Source organism: Prevotella disiens (assembly GCF_900454955.1).
GTDB lineage: Bacteria > Bacteroidota > Bacteroidia > Bacteroidales > Bacteroidaceae > Prevotella > Prevotella disiens.
On record NZ_UGTL01000001.1, the window covers coordinates 112740 to 134189 of the forward strand.

The following is a 21450-nucleotide window of genomic DNA, read 5'->3' on the forward strand; positions in this document are numbered from 1 at the left end:
ATAAAAATCTTTACTCTAAGTAAGTGTAACCGTAAAGTCCACTTCGGTAATTATTCAAAAATTCCTTACCTTCTTCAAGTGAAATTTTACCTTGTTTTACGCTCTTTGTAACCCAAATTTCAAGCTGTCGAACCAATTTTTTAGGGTTATATTGCACATATTCAAGCACTTCGGCAACGGTTTCACCATCAAAAATTTGGTCAATATGATAGGCTCCGTCCTTCACAGAAAGGTGTACTGCGTTGGTATCGCCAAAGAGATTGTGCATATCGCCGAGTATTTCTTGATAAGCACCAACGAGGAATACACCCAAATAGTAAGGCTCGTTGCGTTTCAAAGCGTGAACTGGCAACACATGAGAGGTGCGTCCTTCGGTAACAAAATTGGCAATTTTTCCATCGCTATCGCAAGTAATATCTTGCAAGGTACACTTTCTTGTTGGTCGTTCGTTCAGTCTTTGAATAGGCATCACAGGGAAAAGTTGGTCAATCGCCCAACTATCAGGCAATGATTGGAACAAAGAGAAGTTGCAGAAGTATTTATCAGCAAGAATTTTATCCAAGTTTCGCAACTCGTCAGGAGCGTGTTTCATACCCTTTGCCAATATGTTTATTTCGTGGCAAACACTCCAATACATGGCTTCAATCTCAGCACGAGTCTTCAAATCAACCAATCCGTGTGAGAAAAGTTCTAACGATTCTTCACGAATTTGTTCGGCATCGTGCCAGTCTTCTAACATATTACGCGAATTTAGGTTGTCCCAAATCTTGTAAAGCTCACGAACCAATTGGTGGTCGGTTTCCTTTGCTTCAAATTCTTCGTCCATTTCTGGCAACGAAGCTGTTTCCAACACATCAATAACGAGTATGGAATGGTGGGCAGCAACGCTTCGTCCGCTTTCCGTAATGATATTTGGGTGAGGAATATTATGCTTATTTGAGGCATCGACAAAAGTGCAAACGCAGTCGTTTACATACTCTTGAATGGTGTAATTAATCGAACTTTCGCTGCTTGACGAGCGAGTTCCATCGTAATCAATGCCCAATCCGCCACCACAATCGACGAAATCGACGTTGTAACCCATTTTTCTCAAATTTGCATAGTATTGGGCTGCTTCAGTAAGAGCGGTCTGAATGCGGCGTATTTTGGTAATTTGCGAACCTATATGGAAGTGAATTAAGCGCAAGCAATCGTGCAAACCTTTTTCGTCAAGAATATCTAATGCTTGAAGAAGTTCCGATGCAGTGAGTCCGAATTTAGACGCATCGCCACCACTTTCCGACCATTTTCCAGAGCCAGTTGATGCCAATTTTATACGAATACCAATGTTTGGCTTCACGTTAAGTTTCTTTGCTGCTTTGGCAATAATGTCTATTTCATTGAGTTTTTCAACCACAATGAAGATGCGTTTGCCCATTTTCTGCGCTAAAAGAGCCAATTCTATGTAGCTTTGGTCTTTGTATCCGTTGCAAATAATAGGCGAATCGCTTTGGCATTGCACTGCTATAACAGCATGAAGTTCAGGCTTTGAACCTGCTTCAAGTCCAAGATTAAACTTTCTGCCGTGCGAAATAATTTCATCAACAACAGGTTGCATCTGATTAACCTTAATCGGATAGATTATGAAGTTCTCTCCTTTGTAATCGTATTCCTTCTTTGCGATTTCAAAACACGATGAAGTCATCTCAATACGATTGTCAAGAATATCTGGAAAACGGAGCAAAACAGGTGGTGTAACATCGCGTAACACCAACTCGTCCATGATTTCACACAAATCTAATTGTGTGTTATCTTTGCAAGGTGTAACGAAAACATTACCCTGTTCGTTTATTCCGAAATAAGAAGTACCCCACCCTTTGATGTTGTAGAGTTCCTTTGAATCTTCAATCGTCCATTTTTTCATTCTCTATTCCAATTATAATTTTGTATTTGTATTGTTCTTTTTGATGCCCAAATCGTTGATAAGGCGTTCGGCAAGGAACTGTATTTTGTCGCGCGTATCCATTAATTCTACACGGAAAATATGCTTTGCTTGGTTGTAATAAACATTCCTGTCGTTGAGTTGAGTTTGCATGAACATTTTTAGTTCTTCTTCCGACTTACCTTTGAGCAGTGGTCGCTCCTTTTTTCCCATTTGTAGATGTTGGTAAAGTATTTCTGGCGTGGCTGAAAGATAGACTGTTTCGCCCTGTTGGTTCATATATTCCATGTTATCGAAGAAGCATGGAGTGCCGCCTCCGCACGAAATGATGACATTTTCAAATTCTGCCACCTCGTGCAACATATTCCTTTCTATGGTTCGGAATCCCTCTTCGCCACGTTCTTCAAAGATTTGCGACACCGTTTTGCGCATTCTGCTTTCAATATACCAGTCTAAATCATAGAAAGGCATATCCAAAACCTTTGACAAAGCATGACCTAAGGTGGTTTTTCCAGCCCCCATATAACCCAAAATGATGATGCGTGAAGGTTTATTTTCTACGTTATTAATCATTCATTTATATCCCTGCCCTTCGCAGGGAAAGGCAGGTTACTATATTTTTTATTTGCGTGTACGCCTTGTTTTAGGTGCTGGCGCATTTTTAACAATCTCTTGACACTCTTCGTAGGTAAGCTCTGCCGCCTTATCGTGGAGGTTTTTCGGCATACGATAGTTCTTTCCCTCGAAGGCAATGTAAGGTCCGTAGCGACCATTCATAACCTCCATATCAGGATTTTCATCGAATTTCTTGATATGGCGTTGTGCTTCTTGCAAACGTTTTGCCTGAATAAGTTGTATAGCAGTTTCCAAACCAACCGTGAGAGGGTTCTCTTCTTTTGGCAAAGAAACATATTTTTTATTATGCATCACATACGGACCAAAGCGACCAGCACCAATTACCACATCGGTATCTTCGAATTGACCAACCGTACGAGGGAGTTTAAAGAGTTCTAAGGCATCTTCTAAGGTCAAAGATTCCATGCTCTTATCGCTTGGGAGTTGGGCAAAACGTGGTTTATCTGTATCATCAGCAGTTCCAATTTGCACCACAGGACCAAAGCGACCAATCTTTACGAATACAGGTTTGCCTGTCTTTGGGTCGTTGCCCAATTCTCTTTCGCCTGCCTTATGTTCTGAACGAGCATTCATAACCGCCTCAACAGATGGTTCAAACTTCTTGTAAAATTTCTTCATTTCGGCATTCCAAACAGCTTTTCCTTCGGAAATTTTATCGAAATCTTGTTCTACTTTAGCCGTAAAATTATAGTCCAAAATATCTGGGAAGTTCTCCATTAAGAAGTCGTTTACCACGATACCAATATCGGTAGGAATAAGTTTTCCCTTATCAGCGCCTACTACTTCTTTCTTGTTTTTCGAAGTAATTTTCAGTGCTTGCAAAGTATCTACGACATAAGAGCGTTCCTCTCCCTTCTTATCACCCTTCTGAACGTACTCTCGTTGTTGAATGGTTGAAATGGTAGGAGCGTATGTTGAAGGGCGTCCGATGCCTAATTCTTCCAACTTATGAACAAGGCTTGCTTCCGTATAACGGCTTGGTCCCATTGAATAACGCTCGGTTGAAACGATGCTACGACGTTCTAAATCTTCATTTTCTCGCATCACTGGCAGTGCGTGAGAGTAATCTTCCGACTCGTTTTCATCATCGGTTGATTCACGATATACCTTCAAGAAACCATCGAAAGTAATCACTTCGCCTGTTGCAACAAATTGATGTTTGGCTAATTCCTTGTCGTTTTCATCGAGAATACTGATATTTACGTTGGTTTTATCAATCTGTGCATCAGCCATTTGCGATGCAATTGTACGTTTCCAAATGAGGTCATAAAGTCGTTTTTCCTGACTTGTTCCTTCAATATTTTGGGTATCCATGTAGGTAGGACGGATAGCTTCGTGAGCTTCTTGCGCCCCTTTGCTACTTGTATGATACTTTCTTACCTTGCTATATTCTTCGCCATAAAGCTTTGTAATTTCTTCTTTTGCTGTGTTTACTGCCAAAGATGAAAGATTTACGCTATCGGTACGCATATAAGTAATACGTCCTGCTTCGTATAAATGCTGTGCAACCATCATGGTTTGGCTTACTGTAAAACCCAACTTTCGTGCTGCTTCTTGTTGCAAAGTAGAGGTTGTAAAAGGTGGAGCAGGTGTACGCTTGAGTGGTTTTTTGGCAATTGCCGACACTCTAAACTTCGCTTTTTTACACAATTCAAGGAACGCCAATGCGTCTTCGTGCTTGGTAAATCGCTTGTTCAATTCTGCTTTCACTTCGTTTTTGCTTCCATCTTCACTCTCAGCTGCAAAGATTGCATTGACACGATAGAATGGTTCGCTCACGAAATTTTGTATTTCGCGTTCACGTTCTACGATTAATCGTACTGCAACACTCTGCACACGACCAGCACTAAGAGCTGGTTTCACCTTACGCCACAATACTGGCGAAAGTTTAAAACCCACTAATCTATCAAGTACACGGCGTGCTTGTTGAGCGTTAACGAGGTTCATATCCAATCGGCGAGGGCTTTCAATTGCCGCAAGGATAGCCGATTTCGTAATTTCGTGAAATACGATGCGATTAGTTTTCGCTTCATCTAAACCAAGAACTTCGCAAAGGTGCCAACTAATAGCTTCTCCTTCGCGGTCTTCATCGGACGCCAACCAAACCTGTTTGGCTTCCTTTGCGTTCTTTTTAAGTTCCGAAACGATTTTCTTTTTCTCTTCTGGAATTTCATAATTTGGCTCTAATGTGTCCAAATCTACACTCAATTCCTTCTTTTTAAGGTCACGGATATGACCATAAGACGACATGACTTTGAAGTCTTCGCCTAAGAATTTTTCTATTGTTTTTGCCTTTGCAGGGCTCTCTACTATAACTAAGTTTTCTTGCATATCAGCATTACGTACTTTATTCAAGGGCGCAAAATTAAACAAACTTTTTGCATACACCTTATATAATAGAGACTTTTTTGATTTTTTAAGTTTTTACCAAGTCTTTGTCTTACTTGTTTTGCTATCTTTGCATAACGAAATGGCTGCACACGACTTAACAAAAAGACAAGTCGGACATATCTGACCTGTCTGACTCATCTGGCTTTGCAAAAAGATTGACACTCACATCGGATTCGTCTGACTCGTCCGAAAAGTCCGACTTATCCTCCTTTGGTTCAGTCTATGCCCTTTCAAAGCAAAAATTGCATTCTATTTATAGGATTTATGACACACAAACAACATTATGAAGGACTTAACGAACAGGAAGTTCGTGAGAGTAGATTAAAATTTGGGGCTAACATTCTGACTCCGCCTGCACAAGTTCCGCTTTGGAAAAGGTTTATTGCAAAGTTTAACGACCCTCTTATCGTAATTCTTCTCATAGCAGGAATGCTGTCAATCGGCATTTCTTTCTATGAATTTTTTGTACTCCACGAAGGAAAGGAAGTGTTTTTCGAACCTGTGGGCATCTTTATTGCCATTCTGTTGGCTACGGGCTTAGCTTTCTTTTTTGAAGAAAAAGCCAACAAAGCATTCTCAATTTTAAATCAAGTGAACGATGACGAAGCGGTGGAAGTTATCAGAAATGGTAATACAACCAATGTTCCGAAGCGTGATATAGTTGTTGGCGACCTTGTTCTGCTCAATACAGGAGCTGATATTCCTGCCGACGGCGAGTTGCTAACGGCGGTTTCGCTCAACATTGACGAATCTTCTTTGACGGGAGAACCTATTTGTAAGAAGAGCATAAAGCCCGAAGAGTTTGACAATGACGCCACTTTCCCAACCAACCATGTGTTGCGTGGTACGAAAGTGATGGAAGGTCATGGTTTGTTTCGAGTTAAAAAGGTGGGCGATGCTACCGAAAATGGAAAAGTTTTCACCGCCGCACAGATTGATAACAGTGTGAAAACACCGCTTACCGAACAATTAGAACGTCTTGGAACATTGATAACGTGGGCAAGTTATGGCTTTGCAGCATTAATTTTGGTAGGTCGTGTACTCATGTATTTCAATGAATTTGATTTCGAATGGGTGCATTTCATACAATATTTCTTGGATACTATCATGATTTGCGTTACGCTTATCGTGGTGGCAGTGCCTGAAGGATTGCCAATGGCAGTTACTTTGAGTTTGGCTTATTCAATGCGCAAAATGCTTCAGACCAATAATTTGGTACGCAAAATGCACGCTTGCGAAACAATGGGTGCTACAACGGTGATTTGTACCGACAAGACTGGAACGCTGACACAGAACCAAATGCGTGTTCACGAAATGCAATCTGACGACAAGAATGCGCTCCATGCTGCCTTGATGAGGGAGGGAATAGCGGTCAATTCCACTGCTTCGCTCGACCTTTCTGCACCTGAAAAGCCTGTGGCATTGGGCAATCCAACGGAAGGTGCGTTGCTTTTATGGCTTCGCGACCAAGGTTTAGACTATCAAACGATGCGTGATGAAGTGGAAGTCATTGATGAATTGCCTTTCTCTACCGAGCGAAAATACATGGCTACATTGGTGCGCTCGACTGCTGTGGAAGGCAAAAAGTTTCTTTATATAAAGGGTGCAACCGATATTATTCGCCACTTCTGTTCGGAAATTGCAGGCAATCATTCGTGGGACGACATCAACAGCCAACTTTTACAATGGCAAAATCAAGCAATGCGCACCTTGGGCTTCGCTTATTTAGAACTTCCTGAAACTGCAACCAACAACTTAGGAGCGGGTATCATTCCTAAAATCATGCAAGGGGAAACCGAAATTGATGCAAAATTTACCTTCCTTGGCATTGTTGCCATTGCCGACCCTGTGCGCAAAGAAGTGCCAGCGGCAGTGAAAGAATGTTTAGATGCAGGTATCAGCGTGAAGATTGTAACGGGCGATACCCCAGGAACGGCAAAGGAAATAGGGCGACAAGTGGGGCTTTGGACGGCTCAAGATACGGACAGGAATATCATTACGGGACCCGAACTTGCAGCCTTAACCGACGAAGAATTGCGCAAACGTGTGTTGGATTTAAAGGTAATTGCACGTGCCAAGCCGATGGATAAGAAACGATTGGTAGAATGTTTGCAGAGCCTCAACCAAGTAGTGGCAGTTACGGGCGATGGTACGAACGATGCACCAGCCTTGAAAGCAGCGCATGTAGGTCTTTCGATGGGCGACGGAACGAGTGTTGCCAAGGAAGCATCGGATATTACTATCATCGACAATTCGTTCCTTTCGATTGGTCGTGCGGTGATGTGGGGGCGCAGTTTGTATCAAAACATTCAGCGTTTCATTCTTTTCCAACTTACGGTCAATGTTGTAGCGTGTTTCATTGTGTTGGTTGGTGCGTTCATGGGGACACAAAGTCCGCTCACGGTTACGCAAATGTTGTGGGTAAACCTTATCATGGACACCTTTGCAGCCATGGCTTTGGCGGCTTTACCACCTTCGAGAAGTGTAATGAACGATAAGCCTCGCAACCGAAAAGCCTTCATTATAACGAGGGCTATGTGGCAAAGAATTATTATTTTAGGTGGCATTTTCTTTGTTTCGCTCTTTGCGTTCCTTCTCATGTTGGAGTATTCTAAAACGGAAGAAATGCTTGATTTGTTGCAATTCAACTTTACTGCTCATCGTGAACTCACTGCTTACGAATTGAGTTTATTCTTCACGTTGTTTGTCATGCTACAATTTTGGAATATGTTTAACGCACGTTCTTTCGCCACAGGGCGCAGTGCTTTCCATTTAAAGAATTGTCGCAGTTTCTTGTTCATCTTGTTCCTGATTCTCATTGGGCAAATATTAATCGTCGAATTAGGCGGGAAAATGTTCAGCGTAACACCGCTTAAAATCATCGATTGGGTGATAATCATCGTGTCTTCGGCTGGTGTACTCGTCCTTGGTGAGTTGTTCAGATTAATCTCTGGCAATAAAACAAGTAGTTAAAGGTGGGTTCTAAAAATTATCACCGCAAGAAATATATTTAGAATATGGGGTTCGTTTTTTGAAAGAACAAGTCGGGAAATCAAAACAGATGGTTTTGAACACAAAAAGAGCCTATTTTGCGCTGCAAAATAGGCTCTTTTTATATTTTAAGCGGTTGTTATAAAATTTATATCCTTGACTACGGACGAGTGAAAAACCACTAAAATGCCTTACCAAAGCTGATGTATGGCGCAAGGACAAACTTGTTTTTAGTTTCACGATTTGACCCCCAAACATAGGCAGGAGTAACACCTATGCGGAATTGAAACCCTTTGCGTGCTGTATAACGATAGCCTAAGGTGGCGAAACCGAAAGCACCAAAATTGTTTTCTTTCTTATAGTCGAACTTAATATCTGACATAACTTCGTTCTTTTCCCATCGGGCAATGGTATAATGGTCGTTATAAAGACCTACATTCACACCAACGCCCACTTCTAATTGGTGCTTGTTTTTACCCACTAAATAGTTCACACCCAACGGAATTGTATAAGCTCGTGATGATTCGTTAGTACCGAAAATGGAGTTTGAACTATAGAAAAAGGAGTTTGAACGATAGTAACCAAAGCCAAAACCTACACGATAGCCCCAAGCAGTATCTTTGTTAAAACGTGAATCGAAGTTCACTCCACTCCATTTGACGGACCCAGCAATTCAAGATAAATACTTTTGGAACGTGTATTTTCGGTTTGAGCATTCGCAGTTAACGCTGTTGAAAATAATAATGAAGCGATAATAAGTCGTACATTCATAAGTTCTCTATTTAATTTTTGTAAATTAATGGTGTGCAAAGGAACGAAAAAAAAGCAAACGAAAGAAGAAATCGTCTGCTTTTTTATTTTTTTTAAAAGCCACGACACTGCAAAAATGCACGCAAAGCATGACGAATAGAACGCAAACCAAAATGTTCGGTATGCACATCTGACAGCTTTAACCAAACGGCTTCCGATGCATCATCGGCAGCTTTCAATAGGTTTTCGTCTTCGATTTCACAAATAAAAAAAGTGTCCAAGGTAGGAACCATGAACCCACTATACCTATAATGATTGGGCAAAGTAGTAAAAAATTCGGATTTTACCACCTCAAGTCCCGTCTCTTCTTTTACTTCTCTTAACAAAGCCTCGTACATTGTTTCGTCAATATCAACAAAACCGCCTGGCAAATCAAGCATTCCTTTGGAAGGTTCAAGTTTGCGACGAACGACAAGAAGTTCGCCTTTACGATTTAAAATGAACGCAGCAACCGCTGCACTGGGGTTCAAATAATATTCAAATCCGCAATTTTCACAACATTTACTCTTGGCATTTTGCTCCTCAAAATGCTCACTTCCGCACACTGGACAATATTTGAATTTCTCTAATACATGCATGATTAAAAGTCTGTTCTATAAGTTGTTAATATAAACTATATAAATTTTAAAAATAGTTTAAGCACCATTTGAAACCCGTGCTATGCCTGCAAATATACTAAAAACTCTAAACATGAGAGCCGTTTCGCTGCTTTTTTATTAACTTTGTAGACAAATGGACTTATTTTCAGCGATGAAATCTTCCGTAATACAAGCTATCCACTAACAAAACGGATAGCAACAAAAACATTTAAATGAGCAGAATGAACTTCAAAAAACTATTTACAGTAGCCGCAACGATTGCGCTTTCAATCACAGCTGTAGCACAAAGCACATTCGAAGTGAAACTTTATAATGGCAAACAACCTTACGATAATGGCGATAAAATGGATACAGCCAAAGTGCGTGTCTATCTTCCTATTGACAGAGAAGCCACAGGACGCGCCGTTGTAATATGCCCAGGTGGTGGTTATAGTTCGCTTTCTATGGACACAGAAGGTTATGATTGGGGAGAATTCTTCCAAAATCAAGGCATTGCAGCCATTGTTTTGAAGTATCGTTTACCACATGGAAATCCCAAAGTGCCTATTGCTGATGCAGAACAAGCCATCAAACTTGTACGTATGAATGCAACAGCGTGGAAAATAAGCCGAAACGATGTAGGTATCATGGGCTTTTCCGCAGGAGGACACTTAGCTGCAACGCTTGCAACATCATCACATGGTGAGGCTAAGCCCGATTTCCAAATTTTATTCTATCCCGTAATTTCCATGACAGAAGGATTTGGACACGAAGGCAGCTTCAATAACTTTTTAGGTAGCCACCCAAGCAAACGAGACCAAAGAAAATATAGTGCCGACTTGAATGTATCACGCATGACACCTCGTGCTTTCATTGCTTTGAGCGATGACGATAACAGCGTTCCACCAGCAAATGGAGTCAATTATTACACCGAACTTTATAAAAACGATATTCGTGCTTCCTTGCACGTATATCCTGGTGGCGGACATGGCTGGGGAAGCAAGATTGGTTTCCGTTATCACGAGGAATTAATGATGGATTTAAAGGCTTGGTTAAGAAGTTTTTAAGAACGTTTCAGATAAATAGCAAAGGTGGTTAGGCAGTTTTCTCATGCTCCAACCACCTTTTATTTATAACCAAAATCAAACCTTAAAAATCAAAAGAAAGTTAATTAGGGTCTGCTGAATTATTATCTCTTCACAGACAGAGGGTAGCAGACGTAGCCCCTCATAGTGACGATAATGATGAAAAACCACCAGATTTCGGTCAGGGCAAGACAAAGTTCCCTGAGGAACTTCATCACGTTTTTAACGAAGTAGCACATTCCTGTCCAGCATCGTGCTGTATCTGGAAGCTTGGCTCTTATGTCATTGGCTCGATAGATTCTCTTGCCAGTACCGAATGAGCATTCGATTTCATTGCGCTCCCCGATGGCTTTGGCCATTCTGGATTTCATCTCATCTGAAGGAGGATCCTTCGGTGGTCGCCCTAACGGTTTGCAGTATGAATGGATTTCAAAATCCTCAAGTATATCTCGGTTTGACCTGTTTAGGTAAATCTTATCCGCAAGGATGGTGGCCGGAAGATAGCCGAAGCGTTCTTTGAAAAGTTGAATCTGTAGCAAGAGATCCTGGCTCTCGTTGTAGGCATCCCAGCTGTGGTGGTCGATGAACGTATAGCCCTCGACTATGCTTGCACCTATCTTGGCCCCGAACTCAGTCCTTGCCTTAGCCTTTCCACGGACAATGGCACGGACGTGTGGCTGAAAGATGCTCAGTATGCGGTCTGCACAAGTATGAGTCTTTGACCTGTACATCTCCTCCTGCTGATGGTACATCGTGAGGATTGCAGTCAAGGTGCGTTTCTCATATAGGAATAGGCTCTCGTAGTACGTCTTGTTCTTTGCAAGCAAGTCCATTAAGATGCGGATGTCCTTGCGCAAGTAGTTGAGCATCACCCCGATAGTATCACGCACCATCTTGCCTTTCTTCTTGGCTTTCTTGACAAGCTGAAGGTATGCCTGACGTGCATGCTTGTAGTTCGTGCGTGGCTTGTGCAGCTCAAACATCTCGCACACCTTTATAATATAGTCGGTAACCTTGCGGCAACCATCATGTATTATATCAACGTCAACAGGATAACGCATCTCTGCATCGGCACAGGTAGCATCAATCTTCAGCACTCCCTTGTGCTCGCGACCTTTTGAGTCGGTGAAGGAAGCGGCATTCGGATCCTCTGGTTTCGGAGCCGGCGGGTCCTCATCATTCCTCTTCGCCTCTTCTTCTTCACGCTTGCGTTTCTCTTCAAGAAGACGCCTCTGCTTGTCGAGAAGCTTGACTGTCATCTTGTTGAGTTCTTCCTCTGAGATTCGCTTGCGTATCGTGACGAATAGGCTCGGGTCGAATATAGGCTTGTCGGTGAACTCATGCAATCCACAAAAGTACTGCATGTAGGGACTCTCTCTGATAATCTCGATGGTCTCGGCATCACTCAGGTTTAGTTTGTGCTTGATAATCATTGCGCCGAGAATCATGCGTGCCGGCTTGTTCCCTGCACCTTTCTTCTGATTGTCCAACCTTGAGTTGTATTCCTTCTCAAGTTCTGTCCATGGAAGAAGGTCACCGAGAGCCACCCATCGGTTTGTCTTGTCCAACTCATCAAGGGATGAGCGGAGCAAACCGAGGTCAAGTTGCTTGTATTTTGGAGCGTAAAACTTCATCTTGCTATGGATTTAACTATATAAAGGTACGATTTTCTAGTTAAACAAACAAAGAAATAAAGTTATATAAACTTAAATATCAGAGAGTTATAAATTATTCAGTAAACACTATTTAAAGAAGAAAAGAAAGGCTAAGTAGCTATAAGTTAGGCAAAAAACAATAGAAAAATAGTAGAATTATAAAATATCTGTTGCTTTTATTCGTTGGTTTGGCTTTTATTCGGTAAATTTGTACGATTTTTTATTTTATGTGGAAACTGTAATTTGTCAGTCAAAGCAAAATGATTGTATTTATTTTGCTTTTCTCTTTTTACCTTTCCCTTATGATGTAGGTCAAAACAATAAGTATTTTTAAATTTTTAGATGAACGTAATTACGAAAACTCTTCAATTGGCTGATGGAAGAAACATCACAATTGAAACTGGAAAGGTTGCAAAGCAAGCCGATGGCGCAGCAGTTCTCCGTATGGGAAATACTGTCCTTCTTGCCACTGTTTGTGCAGCCAAAGAGGCAGTTCCAGGTACAGACTTTATGCCTTTGCAAGTAGATTATCGCGAGCAGTACTCTGCCGCAGGCCGATTCCCTGGCGGTTTCACCAAGCGCGAAGGCAAAGCTAACGACGACGAAATCCTTACATCACGTCTTGTAGACCGTGTACTTCGTCCACTTTTCCCTTCAGATTATCACACAGAAGTATTCGTTAGCGTAATGCTCCTATCGGCTGACGGCGTGGATATGCCCGATGCTTTGGCAGGTTTCGCAGCATCAGCAGCAATGCAATGCTCTGACATTCCAATCGAACACCCAATCTCAGAAGTACGCGTAGCACGTGTAAACGGAGAATATATCATTAATCCTACCTTCGAACAAATGAAGGAAGCCGACATGGATATTATGGTCGGTGCCACCAAAGACAACATCATGATGGTGGAAGGAGAAATGGAAGAGGTTTCAGAGCAAGACCTCATTGACGCTTTGAAGGCTGCACACGATGCTATTAAGCCTATGTGCGAAATTCAAGAAGAACTTGCAAAAGAACTCGGAACAGACGTTAAGCGCGAATATTGCGACGAAGTGAACGATGAAGAGTTGCGTGAGCAAGTGAAAAAGGAAACCTACGATGCATGTTATGCGCAAGCTCAAAGTGGCGATGATGACAAAAAGCATCGTGCTGAGGTCTATGAGAAAATTAAAACTGACTTCGTAGAACGATACGATGCAGCGCATACAGACCTTTCGGAAGACGACCTCGAGGAAAAACACGCACAAATAGACCGTTATTTCGCTGATGTTGAGCGCGACTCTATGCGCCGCAGCGTTCTTGATACTGGCAAACGCATGGACGGACGTGCATGCGACGAAATCCGCCCAATATGGTGTGAGGTAGACCCATTGCCTATGCCACACGGAAGCGCATATTTCCAACGTGGTGAAACTTTGGCTTTGGCAACTTGTACATTGGGTACTAAGTTGGACGAGAAGATGGTTGATAACGTTTTGGATAAGAGTTACCAACGTTTCCTCCTTCATTACAACTTCCCTCCATTCTGTACTGGCGAAGCAAAGGCACAACGTGGCGTTGGTCGTCGTGAAATTGGACACGGACACTTGGCATGGCGTGGTTTGAAAGGCATGATTCCAGAAGATTTCCCTTATACAGTTCGCCTTGTTAGTCAAGTGTTAGAATCTAATGGTTCGTCTTCAATGGCTACAGTTTGTTCAGGTACGCTCGCTTTAATGGACGCAGGTGTGCCAATCAAAAAGCCTGTTTCAGGTATTGCAATGGGCTTGATTAAGAACCCAGGCGAAGATAAATACGCTGTGTTGAGCGATATTCTCGGCGATGAAGACCACTTGGGCGATATGGACTTCAAGACAACGGGTACTCGTGATGGTATTACTGCAACACAAATGGACATCAAGTGCGACGGACTTTCATTTGAAATTCTCGAAAAAGCACTTATGCAAGCTAAACAAGCACGCGAATTTATCCTTGACAAGATAACAGAAACTATCCCTGAACCACGCGAAGAAATGAAACCACAAGTTCCTCGCATCGTTCAAATGGAGATTCCAAAGGAATTTATCGGCGCAATTATCGGTCCTGGCGGTAAGATTATCCAACAAATGCAAGAAGATACAGGTGCAACAATTACCATTGACGAGGTTGATGGTGTTGGTAAAATCCAAGTTTCTGCTCCTAACAAGACAGCTATTGATGCTGCTTTGGGCAAGATTAAAGCTATCGTTGCTGTCCCAGAAATTGGTGAAACATACGAAGGAACAGTACGTTCTATCATGCCATATGGTTGCTTTGTTGAAATCATGCCAGGCAAAGACGGCTTGCTCCACATATCTGAAATTGATTGGAAACGTCTTGAAACAGTTGAAGAAGCTGGTATCAAGGAAGGCGATAAGATACAAGTTAAACTCCTTGACATTGACCCTAAGACAGGAAAATACAAGCTTTCACGCCGTTGCTTGTTAGAAAAGCCAGAAGGATATGTAGAACCTCAACGCCGTCCACGTGGCGATAGAGGGGACAGAAACGACAGAGGCGAGCGTCGTCCACGCCGTGATAACGACCGCCGTCGTAACTTTGAAGAATAATCGGTAACGATTTCCATATAATAAAAGAGGGTGTGTCATTTTGACATATCCTCTTTTATTATACAAAATATTGGTGTATTTTATTCAAGACAGAGTTTTAATAAACTCCCATTATTTATATTTCGTTCATTTCTACTTCACTTTACACATTGGAATTTCGCTATATTACAAAATTTAGCAGCAAATAAAATAGAAATAAGTAATCCATAGCAGCACGAATTACAAATAGTTATAAGTTTCTGCAAATAACTCGCATAACATTGCAATACTTCCGAAAACAGGATATAAAAAATATAATTTATTCGTTTATCTTTATTTCATTATAAAATTTATTCTTATCTTTGCGAAGCTATACTTATGAAAAGAACATTACAATATCACATTAATATTAATTTAAAATACAAACAATCATGAGAATTAAGCCTCTACTTTTAACCCTATTGGCATTGTTTCCAATAGTACTTAATGCCCAAAAAATCGAAAATGGCGTTTTAGTCGATGCTTCTGGGGCACCTGAGAATTATCAAATACCAGAAGGTGTAAAGGAAATTGCACCGAGAGTATTTATGATGTCTTCTATTAAGTCGGTTACTATTCCTGCCTCAATGGAAGTAATCCACGAATGCGCTTTCAATATGGCACCTTCTTTGGAAAGTGTAACCTTTGCTCCAAATAGTAAATTAAGAATTATTGCTGACCAAGCCTTTGAGGATTGCCCTATGCTTAAAGAGATTAAATTGCCTAACTCACTTGATTCCCTCGGACGTAGTGCATTTGCATTGTGCGAAAATCTTAAGATAGTAACCTTACCTGCTAATCTAAAGAAGATTTCTATGGGTGCTTTCTCAACTTGCCCAAGTCTGTTGCGCATAGATTTCCCTGCGGGAATTGAAGAAATTGGAGAGTTTGCTTTTGCCAATTGTAAAAGTATTAGCAGCATAACACTTAATGGCGTCAAGGTAGTTGGAACGAAAGCTTTCTACAATTGTAAAGTATTGTCAAATGTAACCCTTGGCGAAGGCTTAGTAGAGTTGAAAGACAGCGTTTTCGAACGTTGCGAAGCAATCGAAGAACTCACTATACCAGCATCTATGCAGAAGAGTGGGACTAAACTTTTCTTCCGTTGTCCTTATTTCAAAGGCTTCAAAGTAGCTGCAAATAGCCCATATATGATGGCTGAGAATGGTGTTTTATACTCTAAAAACAAGGATATTTTATACGAATGCCCACAACAATACAGCACTGATATGTTTGTTGTACCAAGCGAAACAAAGAAGATTTACCCAATGGCATTCTATGAATGTAAGAACGTGAAAGGCATTAAACTTCCTGCAACCATAGAAAAACTTGGTATGGGTGCTTTGGCTAACAACGGAATAGCTAAGTTCGACTTTGCTGGTAATGCTTCTTTCCCTGTTTACGAAGGTTGTATTTATTATAAGACAAAAGATGGTTTAGTCTTCATGGCAGCCCCAACAATGAGCGAAAGCACTAAATTCACACTCCTTGCCGAGACAAAATTTATTGCTAATTGCGCTTTTGCTTTTAATCAAAATGTAGCCGATGTTTACATACCTGAAAGTTGTTTAGGCCTCGGCGACATGGCATTCTACAGCTGCAAAGGTTTAAAGAATATATATAGCTATGCTGTAAACGCTCCACAATTAGGCGAAGGTACTTTTGGTGAGGTTGTTTTACCCAACGTAAAATTACATGTAAAGAAAGAAGCCTATACATCTTATACAAATAACAATTGGATTTTTCCTTTTGGCAGCGACATAACAGAGCCTTATCCAACGACTCCTAACGGAATTACAGGTGTTGCAACAAACGGCAAGGACATTAAGGTTACACGTTTAGGCAACAATGTTAGCATTTCAGCTAATGAAAATATCGAATTAGTTGAGGCTTATGCGCCAAATGGAGCTAAGGTGAGCGAGAAGAAGCTCAATAGTAACGAAACGATTATAACTCTCCCAACACAAGGCATTTATGTTGTGAAAGTAAAATTGGAAAATGGAAATAAAAAAGTGGTAAAACTTTAAAATACAACAGATAAGGACGCTACAATTCAGTGGCGTCCTTTTTTATTCTATACCATACATTTTCCACTTGACCTTTATCCTATTCCAATTCACACTGATTTGAACGTTTTTCCAAACAGGAACTTTTGAAGGGCAAAATAGGCTGTTTGCTCAGCAAACGCAATTCTATCAAACCTTTTTATTTATTATTTTGCATACAAATTTTATTTGTATTATCTTTGTATTCGTATTTTTTTCACTCAAAAATAAGCGATAACACAAATGAAAATAGGAGTTTTTTGTTCAGCAAACAATAATATTGATGCCGATTTCTTTCGTGCTACGGAGGAATTTGGACATTGGATAGGTAAGAATAATCATACGGTAACCTATGGCGGTTGCAACATTGGATTGATGGAATGTATTGGAAAATCGGTTCATGAAGCAGGTGGCACAACCATTGGAGTAGTGCCAAGTTTGATAGAAAAAGGTGGAAAGAAAAGCCAATATATTGACATTGAATTTCCATGCGACAACCTTTCCGACCGCAAGGACATATTAATGATGCAAAGCGAAATAACGGTTGCACTCCCAGGAGGCATTGGTACATTAGACGAAGTCTTCACTGTGGCAGCCTCACACACCATAGGCTATCATCAAAAACGAGTGGTTTTGTACAATGTAAAAGGTTTTTGGAATCCATTGATTGCCGCCTTAGACGATTTGCAAGCCAAAGGATTTATCCGTGGCGATTATCATCAATACATTGATATTGCCAATACTTTTGATGAACTTATCGCTAAAATCTCGTAAAAAAGTATATCGGTTAATTAAAAATCAGTATATTTGCAATATTATACTTTATAGAAATTCAATTTATTATGAAAAGTAAAGGATTCAAAACTGCTATCTACTTCGTAGCAGGCACAATGTTAGCAAGTTCATGCGTGGGTTCATTCACCATGTTCAACAAATTGGCAAGTTGGAATAAGCGCGCCACTGACTCAAAGTTTCTTAACGAATTAATCTTCATTGTCATCTCACCAGCTTACGCTATTGCGGGTACTATCGATGTATTGGTATTGAACACGATAGAATTTTGGACTGGCGACAACCCAATGGCAAAGAATATCGGCAAGACAAAGAACATTAAAGGCGACGACGGCTTAATGTATGCTGTGAAATATCTCGAAAATGGATACCAAATTACACGCCCTAATGGCAGCGTTTACTACCTTACATATAATAAAGAGGAGAATAATTGGTACTTAAACGATGAAGGTAAAGAAACAAAGTTGATTCATTTCAACCAAGATGGCACTATCAAGGCTTACTTAAATAACGGTATGACCATCAATGTTACCCCTGATGCAACAGGCGTTTACGAACTCCGTCAAGCCGTTGCAGGCACAAGCTACTTCATGGCAGCAAGATAAAAGTCTACAAAGATAAACTTAAACAAATTGAACCCCAGAAGTTTTTACTCAACTTCTGGGGTTCAATTTATTCAAGACATGCCCTTTACATTTCAAAAGCGCAAATTTGCTTCTCTCAAACAGCCTTTATAAATAAAAAATAGCTTCGTTTCCCATATTAAAAAGTAGGTCAAGAATGCTAAGATTAGGTAAGAAACCGAACTTTTCAGCATAGACTTGGTAATACTTTTTAGGTGTAAAATCAGCGTCGAGCAAGGGCTTTTTCGGACGAATTACCTCACGAAAATCATTTAAATCAAGCGATTCATTGCCATTTTTTGCTATCGGTAGAAAGTCAGTAGTGGGACGATAATTTGCTCGAACATCTAATAATTCGCACATTTTTTGCGTAATTTCCATGTCAAAATCGAAAAGGAAATCCCACTTTTTCTCAAAAAAAGGGCGAATATCGTCTTGATAATATTCAAAAAATGGGCTTTCTCCATACGCTGAAACCAACGCATTCCAATGCTGATGTCGCCAATTATCGTGGTCGCTAATGCGTACATCTTTCATTAAACACTTTGTTCCTTCAAATTTTTCAATCGGTATGGAAAGTGTTTGCGCACCATTTGCAGCAGCAATAACGCAACGATTGCGATAAGTTTGCTTGACAAAATTGTCGTATTGTTCTATCAAACATTCACTCGATTGATTGAGTTTTTGATACCATTGAATGGGTGCAAAATAGGCAGATGATAGCAATGAACGCATAAGCTATAAAGAATTTTGATATTTGAAAAAGAAAAGAAAAAGGAGGAGTTTATTTTTAACTCCTCCCAAAATCTTATTTTATATTATCAACCCATGTAAAGAGTCTGTTCCAACGTATTCCGCCCAAACCTCTTCTATCGGGGTCGCTCGACCACCAAATAAATAATGGCTTACCAACAATATGGTCTTCTGGCACAAAACCCCAATAACGGCTGTCAGCAGAGTTGTGTCTATTGTCGCCTTGCATCCAATAATAATCTAACTTAAAGGTATATGACTTTGCCACCTTGCCATTAATGTAAATCTTTCCTTGCTTTACTTGCAAATTATTGCCCTCATAAACCTTGATGCAACGTTCGTAAATAGGAAGATTAGCCAACGTTAAATTAATGCTTTTTCCCTTGGCAGGAATCCAAATAGGACCGTAATTGTCGCGTGTCCACGTCTTCCAACCTAAGTCAGAGTTAAGCGGATAATTCGCACCAGAGTATATATCCTTGTCCGTTACAGGGCGTATGGCTTTTACGATTCCACGTTTTTTCATTTCAGCAGCTGCTCGTTTGGTGAGCGGCATATAGCCATCGTATTGCAAAGCAGCTTTGCTCAATACCAATCCATGTTCCATATCATAACCATGGAGGCGAGATAAACTTTGAATATCTTCGCTACTAATGCCCAATTCCTTACGTGTATCGTCGAAACGCTCGCTCAATAAGTCGGCAGCCGTAACATTATTAAACTTCACCATGTAGGTATATTCTACATTTTCAGGCTCTTTGTTTGGCTTTCCATTGAGATAGACCACCTTATTCTTTATTTGTAAAGTTTGTCCTGGCAATCCTACGCAACGCTTCACATAGTTTTCACGGCGGTCGGTAGGGCGTGAATCAATTTCACCAAACTGCGCTGCTTGGCTAACGAGATAGTTTCGCCCCAAGACGTATGCTTTTTCATAGAACGCACGCTGCTGTAAATCATTACGTTGAGCCTGTGCAAGCGCTGGATTTTGCTGCATTAAAAGGCTTGTACCCGTTTCGTAGCATAGGCGATAATAGTCTTCTGCTTGATATTGTGGTTCGCTTAAAATGCTATCACCCGCAGGATAGTTGAACACAACAATATCATTTAATTCCACTTTGCCTAATCCTTCTACACGGCGATAGTCCCAATGAGGATACTCGATGTAGCTTTTCATGTTGAAGAAAGGCATAGTATGCTGTGTCAAAGGCATGGTTAGCGGTGTTTGCGGTATGCGTGGACCGTAGCTAAGCTTTGATACGAAGAGATAGTCGCCCGTCAATAACGATTTTTCAAGCGAAGAAGACGGAATGACATAGTTCTGAAAGAAGAACAAATTGATGAAATAAACCGCTGTTAAGGCAAAGACAATTGCATCAACCCAACTCATAATAAACTTTACAGGGCCGTCAGATTCTTTCCACCATTGCCACTTTATCTTCTTTGAAATGTAAGCATCGAAGATGAAAGGTACTACTATTAATCCCAACCAGCTTTTCACCCAGAAGAGGAAAGCGAGATAAAGGATTATTACAACAATAAACTTTGCCCATTGTTTCTTGGGGTTAAGTTTTGCTTTTTCTTTGTCAATCATTGGTTATTTTTATTCTTTTGCGTTTCCACAGCGTGTGGTTACGATGTTTTAAAACTTAAATAAGTCGTCCGTACTTAAAAGTCCTGTGTGGTCTTTCGTGTATTCAGCTGCCAAAACCGCTCCTAAAGCGAAACCTTTTCGGTTGTGAGCATCGTGGGTTATGGTGATTTTGTCGGCTTCAGAGTCATAACTTATGCTATGAATGCCAGGCACTTCGCCACGTCGAACCGAAGCAATTGGCAACACATTCTTGCCCATTTCTTCCATTTCAGTAATGGTTCCATCAGCATTAGTTTGCTTTCCTTTTGCCCATTGTTCCTTGCGGTCGATATTTTCTAATATATCTTCAGCCAAAGTAATGGCAGTTCCCGAAGGCGCATCAAGTTTATGAATGTGGTGGGTTTCCTCCATTTCAACATCATACTGAGGATATTGATTCATAATTTTCGCCAAATAACGGTTTACCGCACTGAAAATGGCAACACCAATAGAGAAGTTGCTCGCCCAAAACAAGGTTTGCCCTTCCTTACAAAGGCGTTCTACATCGGCTTGATGTTCATTTTTCCAACCCGTAGAACCACTTACAACTTTCACATTGTGCTTAAAAGCCTTTAAATAGTTGCCGTAAGCTGCCGTAGGATTGGTAAATTCGATGGCTACATCAGCACCTTTAAACGCAGCAGAATCAAAGTCTTCTTGATTGTCTGCATCAATTTTACAAACGATTTCGTGTCCACGTTCAAGCGCAATTTGCTCAATCATGTGTCCCATTTTGCCGTAACCAATAAGTGCTATCTTCATTTTTGAAATGATTTTGATGATAAAATGTAGGTAATAACCGCCCACAAAGTTAGTGGAAATCATAGATAGCACAAAATATATTTATTTATTTTAACCGAAAAAGCATAGTGTTAAGCGGTTAAATCTTCTGTTGTAAAACTTTCGGATATGGAAATATAGAACAATACC

General features: G+C 40.7%; 15 protein-coding genes. 6 read left to right on the plus strand and 9 right to left on the minus strand.

Annotated features, from left to right (window positions below; translation table 11 throughout):
- Positions 1-10: 10 nt before the first annotated feature.
- Genes speA through topA form a run of 3 tightly spaced genes read right to left on the minus strand, consistent with a single transcriptional unit; the run spans position 11 to position 4888 of the window.
- Complete coding sequence (gene speA / locus DYI03_RS00450; protein WP_021669645.1) at positions 11-1903, minus strand: biosynthetic arginine decarboxylase; 1893 nt, start codon at positions 1901-1903, stop codon at positions 11-13.
- Between the two features lie 12 nt (positions 1904-1915).
- Positions 1916-2494, minus strand: coding sequence for a shikimate kinase (locus DYI03_RS00455; protein ID WP_021669644.1), 579 nt, complete (start codon positions 2492-2494; stop codon positions 1916-1918).
- Between the two features lie 48 nt (positions 2495-2542).
- Complete coding sequence (gene topA / locus DYI03_RS00460; RefSeq protein WP_025064546.1) at positions 2543-4888, minus strand: type I DNA topoisomerase; 2346 nt, start codon at positions 4886-4888, stop codon at positions 2543-2545.
- Positions 4889-5212: 324 nt separating this feature from the next.
- Between topA and DYI03_RS00465 the strand changes: the two genes are divergently transcribed.
- Positions 5213-7921 carry a calcium-translocating P-type ATPase, PMCA-type gene (locus DYI03_RS00465; protein ID WP_036870376.1) on the plus strand — a complete coding sequence of 903 codons (2709 nt, stop codon included), beginning with the start codon at positions 5213-5215 and terminating at the stop codon, positions 7919-7921.
- 199 nt (positions 7922-8120) lie between these two features.
- Here the strand turns inward: DYI03_RS00465 and DYI03_RS00470 are convergent, their stop codons facing one another.
- Together DYI03_RS00470 and DYI03_RS00480 are read right to left on the minus strand one after the other, a co-directional pair.
- A complete protein-coding gene (locus tag DYI03_RS00470; RefSeq protein WP_081686627.1) occupies positions 8121-8585 on the minus strand; it encodes a hypothetical protein in 465 nt (154 codons plus the stop codon).
- 217 nt (positions 8586-8802) lie between these two features.
- Positions 8803-9327: an NUDIX hydrolase gene (locus DYI03_RS00480; RefSeq protein ID WP_021669639.1), complete on the minus strand. Its 525-nt coding sequence runs from the start codon at positions 9325-9327 to the stop codon at positions 8803-8805.
- A 242-nt stretch (positions 9328-9569) separates the two neighbouring features.
- Here DYI03_RS00480 and DYI03_RS00485 point away from each other — a divergent pair, with 242 nt between their 5' ends.
- Positions 9570-10394 carry an alpha/beta hydrolase gene (locus DYI03_RS00485; RefSeq protein ID WP_021669638.1) on the plus strand — a complete coding sequence of 275 codons (825 nt, stop codon included), beginning with the start codon at positions 9570-9572 and terminating at the stop codon, positions 10392-10394.
- A gap of 122 nt (positions 10395-10516) precedes the next feature.
- Here the strand turns inward: DYI03_RS00485 and DYI03_RS00490 are convergent, their stop codons facing one another.
- Complete coding sequence (locus DYI03_RS00490) at positions 10517-12046, minus strand: IS5 family transposase (RefSeq protein WP_115367858.1); 1530 nt, start codon at positions 12044-12046, stop codon at positions 10517-10519.
- 363 nt (positions 12047-12409) lie between these two features.
- Here DYI03_RS00490 and pnp point away from each other — a divergent pair, with 363 nt between their 5' ends.
- The 4 genes from pnp to DYI03_RS00510 all read left to right on the plus strand — a co-directional run bounded on the left by pnp (position 12410) and on the right by DYI03_RS00510 (position 18116).
- Positions 12410-14656 carry a polyribonucleotide nucleotidyltransferase gene (pnp, locus tag DYI03_RS00495; RefSeq protein WP_021669884.1) on the plus strand — a complete coding sequence of 749 codons (2247 nt, stop codon included), beginning with the start codon at positions 12410-12412 and terminating at the stop codon, positions 14654-14656.
- Positions 14657-15066: 410 nt separating this feature from the next.
- On the plus strand, positions 15067-16701 hold the full coding sequence (locus tag DYI03_RS00500; RefSeq protein ID WP_021669885.1) for a leucine-rich repeat protein: 1635 nt from the start codon (positions 15067-15069) through the stop codon (positions 16699-16701).
- Positions 16702-16962: 261 nt separating this feature from the next.
- Positions 16963-17493, plus strand: a complete 531-nt coding sequence (locus DYI03_RS00505; RefSeq protein ID WP_004358412.1) for an LOG family protein — start codon at positions 16963-16965, stop codon at positions 17491-17493.
- Positions 17494-17561: 68 nt separating this feature from the next.
- Positions 17562-18116, plus strand: a complete 555-nt coding sequence (locus tag DYI03_RS00510) for a DUF3332 domain-containing protein (protein WP_004358429.1) — start codon at positions 17562-17564, stop codon at positions 18114-18116.
- Positions 18117-18242: 126 nt separating this feature from the next.
- Here DYI03_RS00510 and DYI03_RS00515 read toward each other — a convergent pair whose 3' ends face one another.
- The 3 genes from DYI03_RS00515 to dapB all read right to left on the minus strand — a co-directional run bounded on the left by DYI03_RS00515 (position 18243) and on the right by dapB (position 21282).
- Positions 18243-18869: a WbqC family protein gene (locus DYI03_RS00515; RefSeq protein WP_004358452.1), complete on the minus strand. Its 627-nt coding sequence runs from the start codon at positions 18867-18869 to the stop codon at positions 18243-18245.
- Between the two features lie 73 nt (positions 18870-18942).
- Positions 18943-20481 (minus strand): S26 family signal peptidase, encoded by a 1539-nt coding sequence (locus tag DYI03_RS00520; protein WP_021669886.1) that lies wholly within the window; start codon positions 20479-20481, stop codon positions 18943-18945.
- Positions 20482-20529: 48 nt separating this feature from the next.
- The gene (dapB, locus tag DYI03_RS00525) at positions 20530-21282 is read right to left on the minus strand and encodes a 4-hydroxy-tetrahydrodipicolinate reductase (protein ID WP_025064577.1); all 753 of its coding nucleotides are present in this window, start codon (positions 21280-21282) and stop codon (positions 20530-20532) included.
- Positions 21283-21450: the final 168 nt, after the last annotated feature.